Raw genomic sequence first — 15,367 nt, forward strand, 5'->3', positions numbered from 1 at the left:
GCGACCCCTTACAGCTTCATCAGGCTGGCGTCGTCGACCGAGGCCGAGTGGCGGGTACGGAACAGCGACACGATGATCGCGAGACCCACCACGACCTCGGCGGCGGCGACGACCATCGTGAAGAACGCGATGATCTGGCCGTCGAGGTTGCCGTGCATCCGGGAGAAGGTGACGAAGGCGAGGTTGCAGGCGTTGAGCATGAGCTCGACGCACATGAACAGCACGATCGCGTTCTTCCGGATCAGGACTCCGGCCGCTCCGATGGTGAACAGCAGCGCGGACAGGTACAGGTAGTTGACCGGGTTCACTTCGAGGCCTCCTCACGGCCGAGCCGCTCGGACGACCGCTGCTCCAGGGCCTTCAGGTCGTCCAGGGCCTTGCCGGAGACGTCCCTGATCTGGCCGCGGGCGCGCAGCGTCTGGTTGACGGTGAGCTCGGAGGGGGTGCCGTCCGGCAGCAGGCCCGCGACGTCCACGGCGTTGTGCCGGGCGTAGACGCCGGGTGCGGGCAGCGGCGGGAGCTGTACGCCCTCGCGTACGCGGCGCTCGGCGAGCTCGCGCTGGGTGGCGGGCCGCTCGGTGCGCTCGCGGTGGGTGAGCACCATCGCGCCGACGGCCGCCGTGATCAGCAGGGCGCCGGTGAGCTCGAAGGCGAACACGTACTTGGTGAAGATCAGCGTGGCCAGGCCCTCGACGTGCCCGCCGGAGTTGATCCGGCCGAGTCCGTTGAAGTGGGTGAGCTTGGCGTTGCCGATGCCCGCGATGAGCAGGATGCCGAAGCCGAGTCCGCACAGGGCGGCGAGCCAGCGCTGCCCCTTGATGGTCTCGGTCAGCGAGTCCGCGGCGGTGACGCCGACGAGCATGACGATGAAGAGGAAGAGCATCATGATCGCGCCGGTGTAGACGACGACCTGGACGATGCCGAGGAAGTACGCCCCGTTGGCGAGGTAGAAGACCGCCAGGATGATCATCGTCCCGGCCAGGCTCAGGGCGCTGTGCATGGCCTTCTTCATCAGGATCGTGGCCAGCGCGCCGATGACGGCGACCGTGCCGAGGACCCAGAACTGGACCGCCTCACCGGAGGAGGTGAGGGAGGCTGCGGCGATGGCGCTCATGCCCCCACCCCCTCTGCGTCCCCGGCGGGCACCTCGCCCTTGGAGACGGCGCGCTGCCGGACCGTGCCGGGAGCCGCCCCGGTGACCAGTCCGCGGTAGTAGTCCGTGTCCTCGGCGCCCGGGAAGATCGAGTGCGGGGCCTCGACCATGCCCTCGGTGAGCCCGGAGAGCAGCTGCTCCTTGGTGTAGATGAGCGCTTCGCGGCTGGAGTCGGCCAGTTCGAACTCGTTCGTCATGGTCAGCGCCCTGGTCGGGCACGCCTCGACGCACAGCCCGCACAGGATGCAGCGGGCGTAGTTGATCTGGTAGACCGCGCCGTACCGCTCACCCGGGGAGTAGCGCTCCTCCTCGGTGTTGTCCGCGCCCTCGACGTAGATCGCGTCGGCGGGACAGGCCCAGGCGCACAGTTCGCACCCGATGCACTTCTCCAGACCGTCCGGGTGGCGGTTGAGCTGGTGCCGCCCGTGGAAGCGGGGTGCGGTGGTCTTTTCCTGCTCCGGGTACTGCTCGGTGAGGCGCTTCTTGAACATGGCCTTGAAGGTCACGCCGAAGCCGGCCACCGGGTTCTGCCACTTCTCGCCCTGCTCGGCGTCAGACTTGTCAGACATTCTCAGCACCCTCCTCTCGGTCACTGTCAGTATTCGCCGCGCCACTGACAATGAGCTCCCGCTCACTGCGGGGCCGCCTGCGCGGTACGGGTGCCAGGTGCTGGCCGGGCTTGGGCGGTACGGGGAACCCGCCCGCCAGGGGGTCGAAGGGTTCGGCGGCCGCGGCCAGTTCGGCGTCCGCGAGGGCCGTCTTCTCCTTCTTGTCGCGGAACAGGTCCGCGACGAAGGACAGCAGCAGGAGCGCGATGACCCCGCCGCCGACGTAGAGCACGATCTCCTGGAAGTCGTAGTTCTCGTTGCGCAGCGCCCGGACGGTGGCGACCAGCATCAGCCACACCACGGAGACCGGGATCAGCACCTTCCAGCCGAGCTTCATCAGCTGGTCGTAGCGCACGCGTGGGAGCGTGCCGCGGAGCCAGATGAAGAAGAACAGCAGCAGCTGGACCTTGAGGACGAACCAGAGCATCGGCCACCAGCCGTGGTTCGCGCCCTCCCAGTACGTGGAGATCGGCGCCGGGGCCCGCCAGCCGCCCAGGAAGAGGGTGACCGAGACCGCGGAGACGGTGACCATGTTGACGTACTCGGCGAGCATGAACAGCGCGAACTTGATCGAGGAGTACTCGGTGTTGAAGCCGCCGACCAGGTCGCCCTCGGACTCCGGCATGTCGAAGGGGGCGCGGTTCGTCTCGCCGACCATCGTGATGACGTAGATGATGAAGGAGACCGGCAGCAGGATGATGTACCAGCGGTCCGCCTGGGCTTCGACGATCGCCGAGGTCGACATCGACCCGGAGTAGAGGAAGACCGAGGCGAAGGCCGCGCCCATCGCGATCTCGTACGAGATCATCTGCGCGCAGGAGCGCAGGCCGCCCAGGAGCGGGTACGTGGAGCCGGAGGACCAGCCGGCGAGGACGATGCCGTAGATGCCGACCGAGGCCACCGCGAGGATGTAGAGCATCGCGATGGGCAGGTCGGTCAGCTGCATCGTGGTGCGCTGGCCGAAGATGGAGACCTCGTTGCCCGAGGGGCCGAAGGGGATCACCGCGATGGCCATGAAGGCCGGGATCGCCGCGATGATCGGGGCCAGGACGTAGACGACCTTGTCGGCCCGCTTGACGATCAGGTCTTCCTTCAGCATCAGCTTCACGCCGTCGGCGAGCGACTGGAGCATGCCCCAGGGGCCGTGCCGGTTGGGGCCGATGCGCAGCTGCATCCAGGCGACGACCTTGCGCTCCCACACGATGGAGAAGAGCACGGTCACCATCAGGAAGGCGAAGCAGAACACCGCCTTGAGGACGACGAGCCACCAGACGTCCCTGCCGAACAGGGAGAGGTCTTCGGCGGCGATCTGAACGGTGTTCACGCGCCCACCTCCGCAGGGGAGTCGCTGGTGTCGGCGGGGGTGGCCGGGCCGATGCGGACCAGGGCCCCCGGGCGGGCTCCGGTGTCGGCGAGGACCCCGGAGCCGGTGGAGTTCATCGGGAGCCAGACCACCCGGTCGGGCATCTCGGTGACGCGCAGCGGCAGTTCCACGGAGCCGGCGGGGCCGGTCACCGCGAGGACGTCGCCGTTCTTGACGCCGGTCTCGGCGGCCGTGGCGGCCGACAGGCGGGCGCTGGCCTCGTGCCGGGTGCCGGCCAGGGCCTCGTCGCCGTCCTGCAGGAGGCCCTGGTCGAGGAGGAGCCGGTGGCCGGCGAGGACGGCCTCGCCCGCGCCGGGACGGGGCAGCAGCTCCCTGTCTCCGGACTGTCCGGCGGCGCGCTCCCCGGCCCACGGGCCGAGCCGGTCGATCTCCCGCCGTACGGCGTGTACGTCGGCCAGCGCGATCGGCCGGTCGGCCGCGTCGGCCAGCATGTGCAGCACGCGGGAGTCGGCGGGGGCGAGGCGGCGGGTCATCTGCTCGGGCTTGAGCGCGGCCTCGAACGGCCGGACCCTGCCCTCCCAGTTGATGAACGCGCCGGGCTTCTCGGCGACGGCCGCGACGGGGAAGACCACGTCCGCGTGGTCGGTGACCTCGCTGGGCCGCAGTTCCAGGGAGACCACGAAGGCCTCCTGGAGCGCGGCCCTGGCGCGGGCCGGGTCTGGCAGGTCGGCGAGCTCGACGCCCGCGACCAGCAGGGCGGAGAGCTCCCGGGTGGCGGCGGCCTCGACGATCTGGCCGGTGTCGCGGCCGTAGCGGTGCGGCAGCTCGTCCAGGCCCCAGGCGGCGGCGACCTCGTCGCGGGCCCGCGGGTCGGTGGCGGGACGGGCGCCCGGCAGCAGGGACGGCAGCGCGCCCGCTTCGACGGCGGCCCGCTCTCCGGCCCGGCGCGGGATCCACACCAGCGTGGCGCCGGTGGCGGCGGAGGCCCGTACGGCCGCGGTCAGCGCGCCGGGCACGCCCGCGAGGCGCTCCCCGACGACGATGACCGCGCCGGGCAGGCGCAGCGCTTCGGCGGCGGCGTGGCCGCCGTCCTCCAGGCCGGTCTGCGAGGTCAGCGCGTTCAGCCACTCGGGCTCGGTGCCGGGGGCGGCGGCCAGCAGGGTGCCGCCCGCCTTCTCCAGGCCGCGGGTGGCGAACGGGGCGAGGGCGAAGGTCCGCTGCTTGTGCTTGCGGTGGGCCTTGCGCAGCCGCAGGAAGACCCCGGGGGCCTCCTCCTCGGCCTCGATGCCGACGAGGAGCACGGCCGGGGCCGCCTCCAGCGAGGCGTTGGTGACGCCGTGCCCGTCGAGGTCCTTGCCGGTGCCGGCGACGGAGGCGGCCAGGAAGTCGGCCTCCTCCGCGCTGTGCACGCGGGCCCGGAAGTCGATGTCGTTGGTGTCGAGCACGACCCGGGCGAACTTCGCGTACGCGTAGGCGTCCTCGACGGTGAGCCGGCCGCCGGTCAGCACTCCGGCCCGGCCGCGCGCGGCGGCGAGCCCGTTGGCCGCGGCCTCCAGGGCCTCGGGCCAGCTCGCCGGGGCCAGGACCCCGTCGGTGCCGCGCACCAGCGGGGTGGTGAGCCGGTCGGGGCGCTGCGCGTAGCGGAACCCGAAGCGGCCCTTGTCGCAGATCCACTCCTCGTTGACCTCGGGGTCATCCGCGGCCATCCGGCGCAGCACCTTGCCGCGGCGGTGGTCGGTGCGGGTCGCGCAGCCGCCCGCGCAGTGCTCGCACACGCTCGGGGAGGAGACGAGGTCGAAGGGGCGGGAGCGGAAGCGGTAGGCGGCCGAGGTGAGGGCGCCGACCGGGCAGATCTGGATGGTGTTGCCGGAGAAGTACGACTCGAAGGGGTCGTCCTCGCTGGTGCCGACCTGCTGGAGCGCGCCGCGTTCCAGGAGCTCGATCATCGGGTCGCCGGCGATCTCGTTGGAGAAGCGGGTGCAGCGCGCGCAGAGCACGCACCGCTCGCGGTCCAGCAGCACCTGCGTGGAGATCGGGACCGGCTTCTCGTAGGTGCGCTTCCTGCCCTCGAAGCGCGATTCGGCGTTGCCGTGGGACATCGCCTGGTTCTGCAGCGGGCACTCGCCGCCCTTGTCGCAGACCGGGCAGTCCAGAGGGTGGTTGATGAGCAGCAGCTCCATCACCCCGCGCTGGGCCTTCTCGGCGACCGGGGAGGTGAGCTGCGTCTTGACGACCATGCCGTCGGTGCAGGTGATGGTGCAGGAGGCCATCGGCTTGCGCTGGCCCTCGACCTCGACGATGCACTGGCGGCAGGCGCCGACCGGGGAGAGGAGGGGGTGGTCGCAGAACCGGGGGATCTCGATGCCGAGCTGTTCGGCGGCCCGGATGACCAGGGTCCCCTTGGGCACCGACAGTTCGATGCCGTCGATGGTCAGGGAGATGTGGTCCACCGGCGGGACCGCCGCTTCCCCGCCGCCGGAGGTGCTGTGGCCCGCGGCGGAGCCGCTAGACGGTTGCAGTACGGTCATGCGGTCACCTCCGTGTCGGCCCAGAGGGTCGACTTCTTGGGGTCGAAGGGGCAGCCCTTGCCCGTGATGTGCTGCTCGTACTCCGCGCGGAAGTACTTGAGCGAGGAGAAGATGGGGCTGGCGGCGCCGTCGCCGAGGGCGCAGAACGACTTGCCGTTGATGTTGTCGGCGATGTCGTTGAGCTTGTCGAGGTCGGACATGACGCCCTCGCCCGCTTCGATGTCGCGGAGCAACTGGACCAGCCAGTACGTGCCTTCGCGGCAGGGCGTGCACTTGCCGCAGGACTCGTGGGCGTAGAACTCGGTCCAGCGGGTCACCGCCCGCACCACGCAGGTCGTCTCGTCGAAGCACTGCAGGGCCTTGGTGCCGAGCATGGAGCCGGCCGCGCCGACGCCCTCGTAGTCCAGCGGGACGTCGAGGTGCTCCTCGGTGAACATCGGGGTGGAGGAGCCGCCCGGGGTCCAGAACTTCAGCCGGTGCCCGGGGCGCATGCCGCCGCTCATGTCGAGGAGCTGGCGCAGGGTGATTCCGAGCGGGGCCTCGTACTGGCCGGGGCCGACGACGTGCCCGGAGAGCGAGTACAGGGTGAAGCCGGGGGACTTCTCGGTCCCCATCGACTTGAACCAGTCCTTGCCCTTGTTCAGGATCGCGGGAACCGAGGCGATGGACTCCACGTTGTTCACCACGGTGGGGCAGGCGTAGAGCCCCTCGACCGCAGGGAAGGGCGGGCGCAGCCGAGGCTGGCCGCGGCGGCCTTCGAGGGAGTCCAGGAGGGCCGTTTCCTCGCCGCAGATGTACGCGCCCGCTCCCGCGTGCACGGTGATGTCGAGCTTCAGCCCGCTCCCGAGGACGTTCTCGCCGAGGTAGCCGGCCTCGTACGCCTCGCGCACCGCCTCGTGCAGGCGCCGCAGGACCGGCACGGTCTCGCCGCGCAGGTAGATGAAGGCGTGCTCCGAGCGGATCGCGTAGCAGGCGATGATCATTCCCTCGATGAGGGAGTGCGGGTTGGCGAAGAGGAGGGGGATGTCCTTGCAGGTTCCCGGTTCCGACTCGTCCGCGTTCACGACGAGGTAGTGCGGCTTCCCGTCGCCCTGCGGGATGAACTGCCACTTCATGCCGGTGGGGAAGCCCGCGCCGCCGCGGCCGCGCAGGCCCGAGTCCTTCACGTAGGCGATGAGGTCGTCGGGGGTCATGGCGAGCGCCTTGCGCAGGCCCTCGTACCCCTCGTGCCGCCGGTAGGTCTCCAGCGTCCACGACTGCGGCTCGTCCCAGAACGCCGACAGGACGGGCGCGAGGAGCTTCTCCGGACTCGTACCGTTCTTACTCAGTTCGGTCGACACGGTCATCACTCCCCTCCCTCGATGGTGGCCTCGCCGCGCGGGTGCACGATCGGGGTGTGCGGGGATTCGCCGCGCGCGATGCGCAGGCCGATCAGGGACGCGTGACCCGCGCCGCCGCTCGCCTCGACCGCGCCTTCGCGCTCGTCCGGGAATCCCGCCAGGATCCGCGCGGTCTCCTTGTACGTGCACAGCGGCGCGCCCCGGGTCGGCTCGACGGTGCGGCCGGCCAGCAGGTCGTCCACCATGGCCTTGGCGGACTCGGGGGTCTGGTTGTCGAAGAACTCCCAGTTGACCATCACCACGGGGGCGTAGTCGCAGGCCGCGTTGCACTCGATGTGTTCGAGGGTGACCTTGCCGTCGGGGGTGGTCTCGTTGTTGCCGACCCCGAGGTGCTCCTTGAGCTCCTCGAAGATGGCGTCTCCGCCCATGACCGCGCACAGGGTGTTCGTGCACACGCCGACCTGGTAGTCCCCGGAGGGCTTGCGCCGGTACATCGTGTAGAAGGTCGCCACGGCCGTGACCTCGGCTGTGGTCAGGCCCAGCACCTCGGCGCAGAACCGGATGCCGGTGCGCGAGACGTAGCCCTCCTCCGACTGGATGAGGTGGAGCAGCGGCAGCAGCGCGGAGCGGCTGTCGGGGTAGCGGGCGATGACCTCCTTCGCGTCCGCTTCGAGCCGGGCGCGCACGTCGGCCGGGAAGTCGGGTGCCGGAAGCCGGGGCATGCCCAGGCTCACCCCTGATGCGGGCTGATTGGCTGTCATCGGTCGACGCCTCCCATCACGGGGTCGATGGAGGCGACGGCCACGATGACGTCGGCGACCTGGCCGCCCTCGCACATCGCCGCCATGGCCTGCAGGTTGGTGAAGGACGGGTCGCGGAAGTGGACCCGGTAGGGGCGGGTGCCGCCGTCGGAGACGACGTGCACGCCGAGCTCGCCCTTGGGCGACTCCACGGCCGCGTAGGCCTGGCCGGCCGGTACCCGGAAGCCCTCGGTCACCAGCTTGAAGTGGTGGATGAGGGACTCCATGGAGGTGCCCATGATCTGCTTGATGTGGTCGAGCGAGTTGCCGAGGCCGTCGGGGCCCATGGCGAGCTGCGCCGGCCAGGCGATCTTCTTGTCGGCGACCATGACCGGGCCCGGCTCCAGCCGGTCCAGGCACTGCTCGACGATCCGCAGGGACTGGCGCATCTCCTCCAGGCGGATCAGGAACCGCCCGTAGGAGTCGCAGGACTCGGTGGTCGGCACGTCGAACTCGTAGTTCTCGTAGCCGCAGTACGGGTCCGTCTTGCGCAGGTCGTGCGGGAGGCCGGCGGAGCGCAGGATGGGGCCGGTGGCGCCGAGCGCCATGCAGCCGGTGAGGTCGAGGTAGCCGACGTCCTGCATGCGGGCCTTGAAGATGGGGTTGCCGGTGGCGAGCTTGTCGTACTCCGGCAGGTTCTTCTTCATGGTCTTCACGCACTCGCGGAGCTGGTCCACGGCGCCCGGGGGCAGGTCCTGGGCGAGGCCGCCGGGGCGGATGAACGCGTGGTTCATGCGCAGGCCGGTGATCAGCTCGAACACGTCGAGGATCAGCTCGCGGTCGCGGAACCCGTAGATCATGATCGTGGTCGCGCCCAGCTCCATGCCTCCGGTGGCGATGCACACCAGGTGGGAGGAGAGCCGGTTGAGCTCCATCAGCAGGACGCGGACGGCGGTGGCGCGGTCCGGGATCTGATCGGTGATGCCGAGCAGCTTCTCGACGCCCAGGCAGTACGCCGTCTCGTTGAAGAACGGCGTCAGGTAGTCCATGCGCGTGACGAAGGTGGTGCCCTGCGTCCAGTTCCGGTACTCGAGGTTCTTCTCGATGCCGGTGTGGAGGTAGCCGATGCCGCAGCGGGCCTCGGTGACCGTCTCGCCGTCGATCTCCAGGATCAGCCGGAGCACCCCGTGGGTGGAGGGGTGCTGGGGGCCCATGTTGACGACGATCCGCTCGTCGTCGGCGCGGGCCGCCGACTGGACGACTTCGTCCCAGTCGCCGCCGGTGACGGTGTAGACGGCGCCCTCGGTCGTCTCGCGGGCCGAAGAGTGGTTTGACGTGCTCATCAGCTGTACGACCTCCGCTGGTCGGGAGCCGGGATCTGGGCGCCCTTGTACTCGATGGCGATGCCGCCGAGCGGGTAGTCCTTGCGCTGCGGGAAGCCCTGCCAGTCGTCCGGCATCATGATCCGGGTGAGGGCCGGGTGCCCGTCGAAGATCAGGCCGAAGAAGTCGTACGTCTCGCGCTCGTGCCAGTCGTTCGTCGGGTAGACGGAGACGATCGAGGGGACGTGCGGGTCCGCGTCCGGAGCCGTCACCTCAAGCCGCACGATCCGGCCGTGGGTGAGCGAGCGCAGGTGGTAGACGGCGTGCAGCTCGCGGCCCTTGTCGTCGAGGAAGTGCACTCCGCTGACCCCGGTGCAGAGCTCGAAGCGCAGCGCCGGGTCGTCGCGCAGGGTCCTGGCGACGAGGAGGAGGTGCTCGCGCGCGATGTGGAGGGTCAGCTCCCCGCGGTCGACGACGACCTTCTCGATCGCGTTCTCGGGGAGCAGGTCCTGCTCCTCCAGCGCCCCTTCGAGCTCGTCGACGACCTCGTCGAAGTACGAACCGTACGGGCGGGCGCTCGCGCCGGGCATCGCCACGGTGCGCACGAGGCCGCCGTAGCCGCTGGTGTCACCGCCGCCCGAGGCGCCGAACATGCCCTTGCGGACGCCGATCACCTCGGGGCCGGCCGCGCCGCGGGGCGCGGGCACGTTGTCGCCGTCGCCGGCAGGGGGGCCGTTCTGCACGGCCGGGTCGTCGCTCACCGCAGGAGCCCCTTCATCTCAATGGTGGGGAGGGCCTTGAGGGCCGCCTCCTCCGCCTCGCGGGCCGCCTCTTCCCGGTTCACGCCGAGCTTCGATCCCTGGATCTTCTGGTGGAGCTTGAGGATCGCGTCGATCAGCATCTCGGGGCGGGGCGGGCAGCCGGGCAGGTAGATGTCCACGGGGACGATGTGGTCGACGCCCTGGACGATCGCGTAGTTGTTGAACATTCCGCCCGAAGACGCACAAACACCCATAGAGATGACCCACTTGGGAGCGGGCATCTGGTCGTACACCTGCCGCAGCACCGGCGCCATCTTCTGGCTGACCCGGCCCGCCACGATCATCAGGTCGGCCTGGCGCGGGGATCCGCGGAAGACCTCCATGCCGAAGCGGGCCAGGTCGTACCGGCCCGCTCCGGTGGTCATCATCTCGATGGCGCAGCAGGCCAGGCCGAAGGTGGCCGGGAAGACGGACGCCTTGCGCACCCATCCCGCGGCCTGTTCGACGGTGGTCAGCAGAAAGCCGCTCGGCAGCTTCTCTTCCAGTCCCATGGAAAATTCAGCCCCTCAGTCCCATTCCAGGCCGCCGCGGCGCCATACGTAGGCGTAGGCGACGAAGACGGTGAGCACGAAGAGGAGCATCTCGACGAGCCCGAAGATCCCCAGCGAGTCGAAGGTGACCGCCCAGGGGTAGAGGAAGACAACCTCGATGTCGAAGACGATGAAGAGCATCGCCGTCAGGTAGTACTTGATGGGGAAGCGGCCGCCGCCGGCCGGCATGGGAGTGGGCTCGATGCCGCACTCGTACGCTTCAAGTTTTGCCCGGTTGTACCGCTTTGGACCGATCAGCGTGGCCATGACCACGGAGAAGATCGCAAACCCTGCGCCGAGGGCGCCGAGCACGAGGATGGGCGCGTACGCATTCACGCTCCTCGCTCCTTCCAGTCGTCCTTGACCGTTGGACCGCTGTGCCGGCGCCGCGCGCCCTGCCTCGCACGTCTCGCATGTGAGGCAGTTCACAAGCCGGACTGGTGCGCATCTTATGCCCGCCCATCTGTGATCTGCGACACGGGTTACAACAACGAGTTTGTGATCTCCACCACCTGACGAACGATCATGAAGCCCAATGAGTAGTGATCTTCATACGTGAAGCATCCACATGATCACCAAAGGTGACATCCACACCCGTCGTTGCAGGTGGAAGGCCTGTCGCACTATCAAACCGTGGCCCCTGCATGCAAATTGGCGAGGTGGTGCGCGTGATGATAAAGGGATCGGCGTCCCCCGGCCGGGGGACCTCGTGCGTACGGGAGTGGACGCGTGCATGCGTTCACGAAGTCGGGGCAGTAGCGCTCCGAGGGTCACGGGGAGGCGACCCCCCGACCCGCCCCCGAACCACCCTCGACCCGCCCTCGGGCCGCCGCCGGCCGACCCCCAGCCCGCCCTCGACCCGCCGCCGACCCGACGGCGACTTCACGGTTCGGTCACAGGAGGGCCACAGGGTCCGCATCGCGTGACGCTTCTGTGACCTGCGCCACTCGGAATTCGCGGTACCGAAAGGGGGCTTGGCCATCAGTGCGGGCGGATGGTAGGCCCAGGATCAATTCGGACTTATTGCGGAAACCCCATGATCACAGCCTTGTGAGTGACTGTCCGATTCGCCCGTTACGGCGTCAATAAGAGTTCCGACGCGCCCGGTTAGCCCGGTTCGCGCGCAACTGTGGCGCAGACCACGTTTCTTGAAGGGAACCGGGGAGCCCTGATAGCGGTTGTACCCATGTCCCTCACCGCTCACATACCCAGCCACCGGAAGCCCCGCCGCAGCGCCTCGAAGCTCGCGGTCCGCGCCGGAGTTGCCGGTGGCGTCCTCAGCACCCTGGCCATGGCCGGCACGGCGAGCGCCACCCCCTCCGCCGAGCCCGCGCACGAGACCACGCTCGAAATGCCGGTCCTCAACCTGGACCTGAGCGCCGAGGTGTCCTCGTCCGTGGCCAAGGCCGCGGAGAACACCCGCGCCGCGGCCGTCGACGGCGAGCTCAACGCCCTGGAGGAGACGGCCCGCACGGGTGCCGCCGCCGAGGCGAAGCAGCTCAAGGCCGACGCCCAGCAGAAGGCCGACGCCGAGACGAAGGCGAAGGAGGAGGCGGACCGCAAGGCCGAGGCCGAGCGCGCCAGCCGCAGCACGGCCCGCACGCCGATCCAGAGCGCCTCCGGATCCTCCTCGTCGAACGGCACCCCTTCCACGGGGTCCTCCTCGCAGGGCAAGGGCACCGTCACGGCCCCCGCGACCGGCTCCGCCGCCGCCATCGTCAACTTCGCCCGCGCGCAGGTCGGCAAGGCGTACGTCATGGGCGGCACCGGCCCGTCCTCGTTCGACTGCTCGGGCCTCGTCCAGGCCGCGTACCGCCAGGCCGGCATCACCCTGCCGCGCATGTCGCAGGCGCAGTCCAGCTACGGCAAGTCGGTGTCCCTGAGCGCCCTCCAGGCGGGCGACATCCTGTACTGGGGCTCCAAGGGCAGCGCGTACCACGTCGCCGTCTACGTCGGCGGCGGCAAGTTCGTCGGCGCGCAGAACTCCAGCACCGGCATCGTCGAGCGCTCCCTGAGCTACGACAAGCCGACGGGCGCCGTCCGCGTCCTCTGACACCTCCCCGCAGTCCCGGGCCGCTCCCGGTGACGCACGAAAGGCCGGTACTCCCCCGCTCGGGGGTGGAGTACCGGCCTTTCGGCCGTCCTGGGGCTCCCGGAGGCTCCCGGGTGCTCCCGGGGCCTCTGAGGGGCTCTGGGCGCCGCCGTCCCGGCGCGAGAGGAGCCGGGGAGGCGGCCGCGCGCCGTCAGTCGAGGAACGTGGCCGAGGTGATCTTGTTCTTGAAGTTGATGCTGGCGTTGCCCACGTAGCCCGGGGGGAGCGCACCGACCAGGCCGGCGAGGTTCGGGTCGGTGCCCACCTTCCACGTGTACGTGTCCCGGTTCCGGTAGGACGCCGTGTCGTCGTTCGTCACCCGGTTCCGGCCGGCGCAGCCCTCCGGCCCGATGAAGAGGTCGTTGTAGAAGTTCCAGTCCGACGCCATCAGGTCGAAGACACAGCCCCCTTGGTAGGAGTTGTAGTAAAGGCCGAACTCGCTGGTTTCCAGATAGCCGTTCTTCGGCGTGTTGGCGGCCACCGGTCCGGCCGCCGCCACGAGAACGGCGCCGGCGGATACCGCGGCGGCGAAACCGGCGGCGATTCTGTTAAGGGGCTTGCTCATTGGCCTTTTCTCCATCTTCAGGGAATTGATTCCGGCCGGGATTAAACCCTCCGGACTTCTCCGAGGCAAGCTCCTTCTCGGCTGAGAAGGCCACAACCACCATGGCGCGTACCGGACTTGTCGGGCCTGCCGGCGCCCGATTACGATCTCCCGCGGCCTTCCGCACCTCCCCCACACGGACGCGTCCTTCCACTCCGCCGACCGCAAGGGAAACAACCTCGTGCGCGTACGCGAAATATCCTCGTCATTCCTCTTGTGCCTCGCACTGACCGGATGCGGAGGCGGAGCACTTCCGGGGAAGAACTCCGGAGCGGGAACGCCCGGGCCTACGGCCGGACCCACCGCCACGCCCTCGCTCGCGGCCGGGGACGTCCCGTTCTACACGTGCATGGAACAGCACGGAATGACCATCTCCTACGGGGAGAACGGGGCGCCGCACTTCGTGGAGAAGGAGAGCCCGCGGTACCCCGAGGCGCAGAAGGCCTGCCTGTCCCTGCTCCCCCCGACCCCCTCCCCCGTCCAGGCGAGCCCGCAGGAACTCGCCGCCGCGCGCGAGGCCTCCGCGTGCATGCGGGCCCGGGGCATCTCCTGGTACCCGGACCCGGATCCGGTCACCGGCGAGGCCAGCCAGAAGGAGGGCGGCACCTCCGACCAGTGGCAGTCGCTCAAGGGGGAGCACCGCGAGGCGTACCGGACCTGCCTGCCCCGGCCCTCCTGAAGGGCCCGCGCACGGCTCGACCGGGGCCGCGCACGGCTCAGCGGGCTCGGCGCACTGCTCAGAGGAGCCCGGCCGCCAGCTTGTAGCGGGCCTCGCGCTGCTTCTTGTACAGCGCGAGGGTCTCGGCCTGCTCCTCCACCAGCCGTTCCTGGTACGCCTTCTCCACCGCCGCCCAGATGCCCACGAGGTTCACCTCGCGCTTGCAGGCGACGTCGGCCTTGGCCGCGGTGACGGCTTTGGGGCCGCCCGGATCGGCCTCCAGGCCGAGCTTCTGGACGACCTCGTAGGGATCCTTCAGGCCGCCGTACCCCGACTTCTCCATGCACGCCGACCAGTTCTTCAGCACCTCGGCCACCCGGGAATCGCCCTTGGCGCGTTCGTGCGCCTCCGAAGCGAGCCCGAACGGGAACAGCAGGTCGACGCTGTCCTTCGTCGGCGCGTACAGCTTTCGGTACGCCTCCCGTACGCACCCGCCGGCCGGCACCTTCTGCCCGCCGACGTCGATGCCGCTTTCCACGTGCGCGGCCTCCTCCTCGGTCGGGGCGTCCGGGGGCTGCGCGGCCCCCTGTTCCCCGCCCGGCCGTTCGCCGTGCATGACCAGGGCGGCGCTCTCGCTCAGCGGGGCGGCCGGGGGCTTGACCGGCCGGCCCCTGCCCGCGGTCGTGTCGTAGCCGTGGGCCGCCGCGAACACCGGATCGGCCGCTCCGAAGAGCGTCCGGTGCCGGCCCTCGGGCCCCTGGGCGGCGGCGGGATCGGCCGGCCGGATCTCCTCGTACGGGAACCCGTACCGGGCCATGCACCGGGAGAGCAGCCGCTGCTGCACCTGCCCCATGCGGACCGTCTCGGCGTCGGTGTCCGTGTACGCGTCCAGCGGCAGCGAGAGCGAGGCGGTGGCCGGGGCGACGGCGACCTCGCCGAGTTCCGGCTCCCCGTGCGCGCTGCCGCCGTCCGGATCCGAGCAGCCGGCCAGGACGAGCGCCAGCAGGACGGCGGCCGGGAGGGCGCGGTGGCGGAGCGGACGGGAGCGCTTGGCGGAAGACCTGTTCACTCTTGGAAATTCAACAGCCCGGCCGGTACCCGGACAAGGGCTTCTCACCTGCTGGTCAGCCAAACTTCTTGCCTGGAAACCAACTTGCCGCCCCGTCCCGCCCGACGGGCGCCTCGCGCCGACCCGGCGGGACCCTGCGAAGATGACCCGGGCGAGCAAGCCCGAGTCGCCCCAGGAAGCGGTGATCCGTGACGCCCAGCCCGTCAGGCGAAGCCCCCGATGCCGTTCCGGCCGCCGCCGGGCTCGGCCTCCTGGCCCTCGGCGGCTGGCTGCTGACCACCACCCGCCCCTGGCAGAAGCCCGGCTCCGCCCTCACCCTCGCCCTGGAATGGACGGCCTCGGGCACCCTGATGCTCTGCGGCCTGCTCCTGCTGACCCGCTGCATCCGCCGGGTCCACCGCACTGCCGAGCCCGCGCGGGAACCGGGGTAGCCGCCGGACGGGAAAATTCCGGCTCTGTCGCGAGTTCCGTGACTACCCCGTTGTTGATTGTCCTCTGACAGGCGATCTTGACCGATTGACAGGCGATATTGACCGGCTCTCAGCCCCTGAGTGCTCTGATGTGCCATCGAGCAAGGG

The 15,367-nt window shown here is 69.9% G+C and carries 16 protein-coding genes; 3 read left to right on the plus strand and 13 right to left on the minus strand.

Going from position 1 to position 15,367, the window contains the following annotated elements; all coding sequences use genetic code 11:
* Positions 1–8: 8 nt before the first annotated feature.
* The 11 genes from nuoK to AC061S_RS40075 are packed head-to-tail and all read right to left on the minus strand — an operon-like array spanning position 9 to position 10,702.
* Positions 9–308 (minus strand): NADH-quinone oxidoreductase subunit NuoK, encoded by a 300-nt coding sequence (gene nuoK / locus AC061S_RS40025; RefSeq protein ID WP_112449176.1) that lies wholly within the window; start codon positions 306–308, stop codon positions 9–11.
* Positions 305–1,114 carry an NADH-quinone oxidoreductase subunit J gene (locus tag AC061S_RS40030; protein ID WP_478690789.1) on the minus strand — a complete coding sequence of 270 codons (810 nt, stop codon included), beginning with the start codon at positions 1,112–1,114 and terminating at the stop codon, positions 305–307. The genes nuoK and AC061S_RS40030 overlap by 4 nt, the downstream gene beginning before the upstream one ends.
* Positions 1,111–1,722: an NADH-quinone oxidoreductase subunit NuoI gene (nuoI, locus tag AC061S_RS40035; protein WP_478690790.1), complete on the minus strand. Its 612-nt coding sequence runs from the start codon at positions 1,720–1,722 to the stop codon at positions 1,111–1,113. The genes AC061S_RS40030 and nuoI overlap by 4 nt, the downstream gene beginning before the upstream one ends.
* On the minus strand, positions 1,715–3,085 hold the full coding sequence (gene nuoH / locus AC061S_RS40040) for an NADH-quinone oxidoreductase subunit NuoH (protein WP_356510336.1): 1,371 nt from the start codon (positions 3,083–3,085) through the stop codon (positions 1,715–1,717). The genes nuoI and nuoH overlap by 8 nt, the downstream gene beginning before the upstream one ends.
* Positions 3,082–5,613, minus strand: a complete 2,532-nt coding sequence (locus AC061S_RS40045) for an NADH-quinone oxidoreductase subunit G (RefSeq protein WP_478690791.1) — start codon at positions 5,611–5,613, stop codon at positions 3,082–3,084. The genes nuoH and AC061S_RS40045 overlap by 4 nt, the downstream gene beginning before the upstream one ends.
* Positions 5,610–6,959 (minus strand): NADH-quinone oxidoreductase subunit NuoF, encoded by a 1,350-nt coding sequence (gene nuoF, locus AC061S_RS40050; RefSeq protein WP_478690792.1) that lies wholly within the window; start codon positions 6,957–6,959, stop codon positions 5,610–5,612. The genes AC061S_RS40045 and nuoF overlap by 4 nt, the downstream gene beginning before the upstream one ends.
* Positions 6,959–7,714, minus strand: a complete 756-nt coding sequence (gene nuoE / locus AC061S_RS40055; RefSeq protein WP_478690793.1) for an NADH-quinone oxidoreductase subunit NuoE — start codon at positions 7,712–7,714, stop codon at positions 6,959–6,961. The genes nuoF and nuoE overlap by 1 nt, the downstream gene beginning before the upstream one ends.
* The gene (locus AC061S_RS40060; protein WP_478690794.1) at positions 7,711–9,036 is read right to left on the minus strand and encodes an NADH-quinone oxidoreductase subunit D; all 1,326 of its coding nucleotides are present in this window, start codon (positions 9,034–9,036) and stop codon (positions 7,711–7,713) included. Before AC061S_RS40060 ends, nuoE begins: the two co-directional genes overlap by 4 nt.
* Entirely contained in the window at positions 9,036–9,776 is a 741-nt protein-coding gene (locus tag AC061S_RS40065; protein WP_478690795.1) for an NADH-quinone oxidoreductase subunit C, read from the minus strand. Before AC061S_RS40065 ends, AC061S_RS40060 begins: the two co-directional genes overlap by 1 nt.
* Positions 9,773–10,327, minus strand: a complete 555-nt coding sequence (locus AC061S_RS40070) for a NuoB/complex I 20 kDa subunit family protein (RefSeq protein WP_079429234.1) — start codon at positions 10,325–10,327, stop codon at positions 9,773–9,775. Before AC061S_RS40070 ends, AC061S_RS40065 begins: the two co-directional genes overlap by 4 nt.
* Before the next feature lie 15 nt (positions 10,328–10,342).
* A complete protein-coding gene (locus AC061S_RS40075) occupies positions 10,343–10,702 on the minus strand; it encodes an NADH-quinone oxidoreductase subunit A (protein WP_030010013.1) in 360 nt (119 codons plus the stop codon).
* A gap of 850 nt (positions 10,703–11,552) precedes the next feature.
* Between AC061S_RS40075 and AC061S_RS40080 the strand changes: the two genes are divergently transcribed.
* Positions 11,553–12,419 carry a C40 family peptidase gene (locus tag AC061S_RS40080; protein WP_478690796.1) on the plus strand — a complete coding sequence of 289 codons (867 nt, stop codon included), beginning with the start codon at positions 11,553–11,555 and terminating at the stop codon, positions 12,417–12,419.
* Positions 12,420–12,609: 190 nt separating this feature from the next.
* Here AC061S_RS40080 and AC061S_RS40085 read toward each other — a convergent pair whose 3' ends face one another.
* Positions 12,610–13,023 carry a hypothetical protein gene (locus tag AC061S_RS40085; RefSeq protein WP_478690797.1) on the minus strand — a complete coding sequence of 138 codons (414 nt, stop codon included), beginning with the start codon at positions 13,021–13,023 and terminating at the stop codon, positions 12,610–12,612.
* A 388-nt stretch (positions 13,024–13,411) separates the two neighbouring features.
* On the opposite strand from AC061S_RS40085, the gene AC061S_RS40090 reads away from it, so the two are divergent.
* Positions 13,412–13,741, plus strand: a complete 330-nt coding sequence (locus AC061S_RS40090; RefSeq protein ID WP_478690798.1) for a hypothetical protein — start codon at positions 13,412–13,414, stop codon at positions 13,739–13,741.
* A 58-nt stretch (positions 13,742–13,799) separates the two neighbouring features.
* Here AC061S_RS40090 and AC061S_RS40095 read toward each other — a convergent pair whose 3' ends face one another.
* Positions 13,800–14,789, minus strand: coding sequence for a hypothetical protein (locus AC061S_RS40095; RefSeq protein WP_478690799.1), 990 nt, complete (start codon positions 14,787–14,789; stop codon positions 13,800–13,802).
* Between the two features lie 188 nt (positions 14,790–14,977).
* On the opposite strand from AC061S_RS40095, the gene AC061S_RS40100 reads away from it, so the two are divergent.
* A complete protein-coding gene (locus tag AC061S_RS40100) occupies positions 14,978–15,220 on the plus strand; it encodes a hypothetical protein (protein ID WP_478690800.1) in 243 nt (80 codons plus the stop codon).
* Positions 15,221–15,367 lie beyond the last annotated feature (147 nt).

This window comes from Streptomyces sp. CA189 (assembly GCF_056428985.1).

What these genes read in the sequence shown, in the direction of transcription:
- AC061S_RS40060 (WP_478690794.1), bottom strand. Translation starts at nt 9,036, where the DNA reads ATGAGCACGTCAAACCACTCTTCGGCCCGCGAGACGACCGAGGGCGCC.
- AC061S_RS40070 (WP_079429234.1), bottom strand. Translation starts at nt 10,327, where the DNA reads ATGGGACTGGAAGAGAAGCTGCCGAGCGGCTTTCTGCTGACCACCGTC.
- AC061S_RS40085 (WP_478690797.1), bottom strand. Translation starts at nt 13,023, where the DNA reads ATGAGCAAGCCCCTTAACAGAATCGCCGCCGGTTTCGCCGCCGCGGTA.
- nuoI (WP_478690790.1), bottom strand. Translation starts at nt 1,722, where the DNA reads ATGTCTGACAAGTCTGACGCCGAGCAGGGCGAGAAGTGGCAGAACCCG.
- nuoF (WP_478690792.1), bottom strand. Translation starts at nt 6,959, where the DNA reads ATGACCGTGTCGACCGAACTGAGTAAGAACGGTACGAGTCCGGAGAAG.
- AC061S_RS40090 (WP_478690798.1), top strand. Translation starts at nt 13,412, where the DNA reads ATGGAACAGCACGGAATGACCATCTCCTACGGGGAGAACGGGGCGCCG.
- nuoE (WP_478690793.1), bottom strand. Translation starts at nt 7,714, where the DNA reads ATGACAGCCAATCAGCCCGCATCAGGGGTGAGCCTGGGCATGCCCCGG.
- AC061S_RS40030 (WP_478690789.1), bottom strand. Translation starts at nt 1,114, where the DNA reads ATGAGCGCCATCGCCGCAGCCTCCCTCACCTCCTCCGGTGAGGCGGTC.
- AC061S_RS40080 (WP_478690796.1), top strand. Translation starts at nt 11,553, where the DNA reads ATGTCCCTCACCGCTCACATACCCAGCCACCGGAAGCCCCGCCGCAGC.
- AC061S_RS40045 (WP_478690791.1), bottom strand. Translation starts at nt 5,613, where the DNA reads ATGACCGTACTGCAACCGTCTAGCGGCTCCGCCGCGGGCCACAGCACC.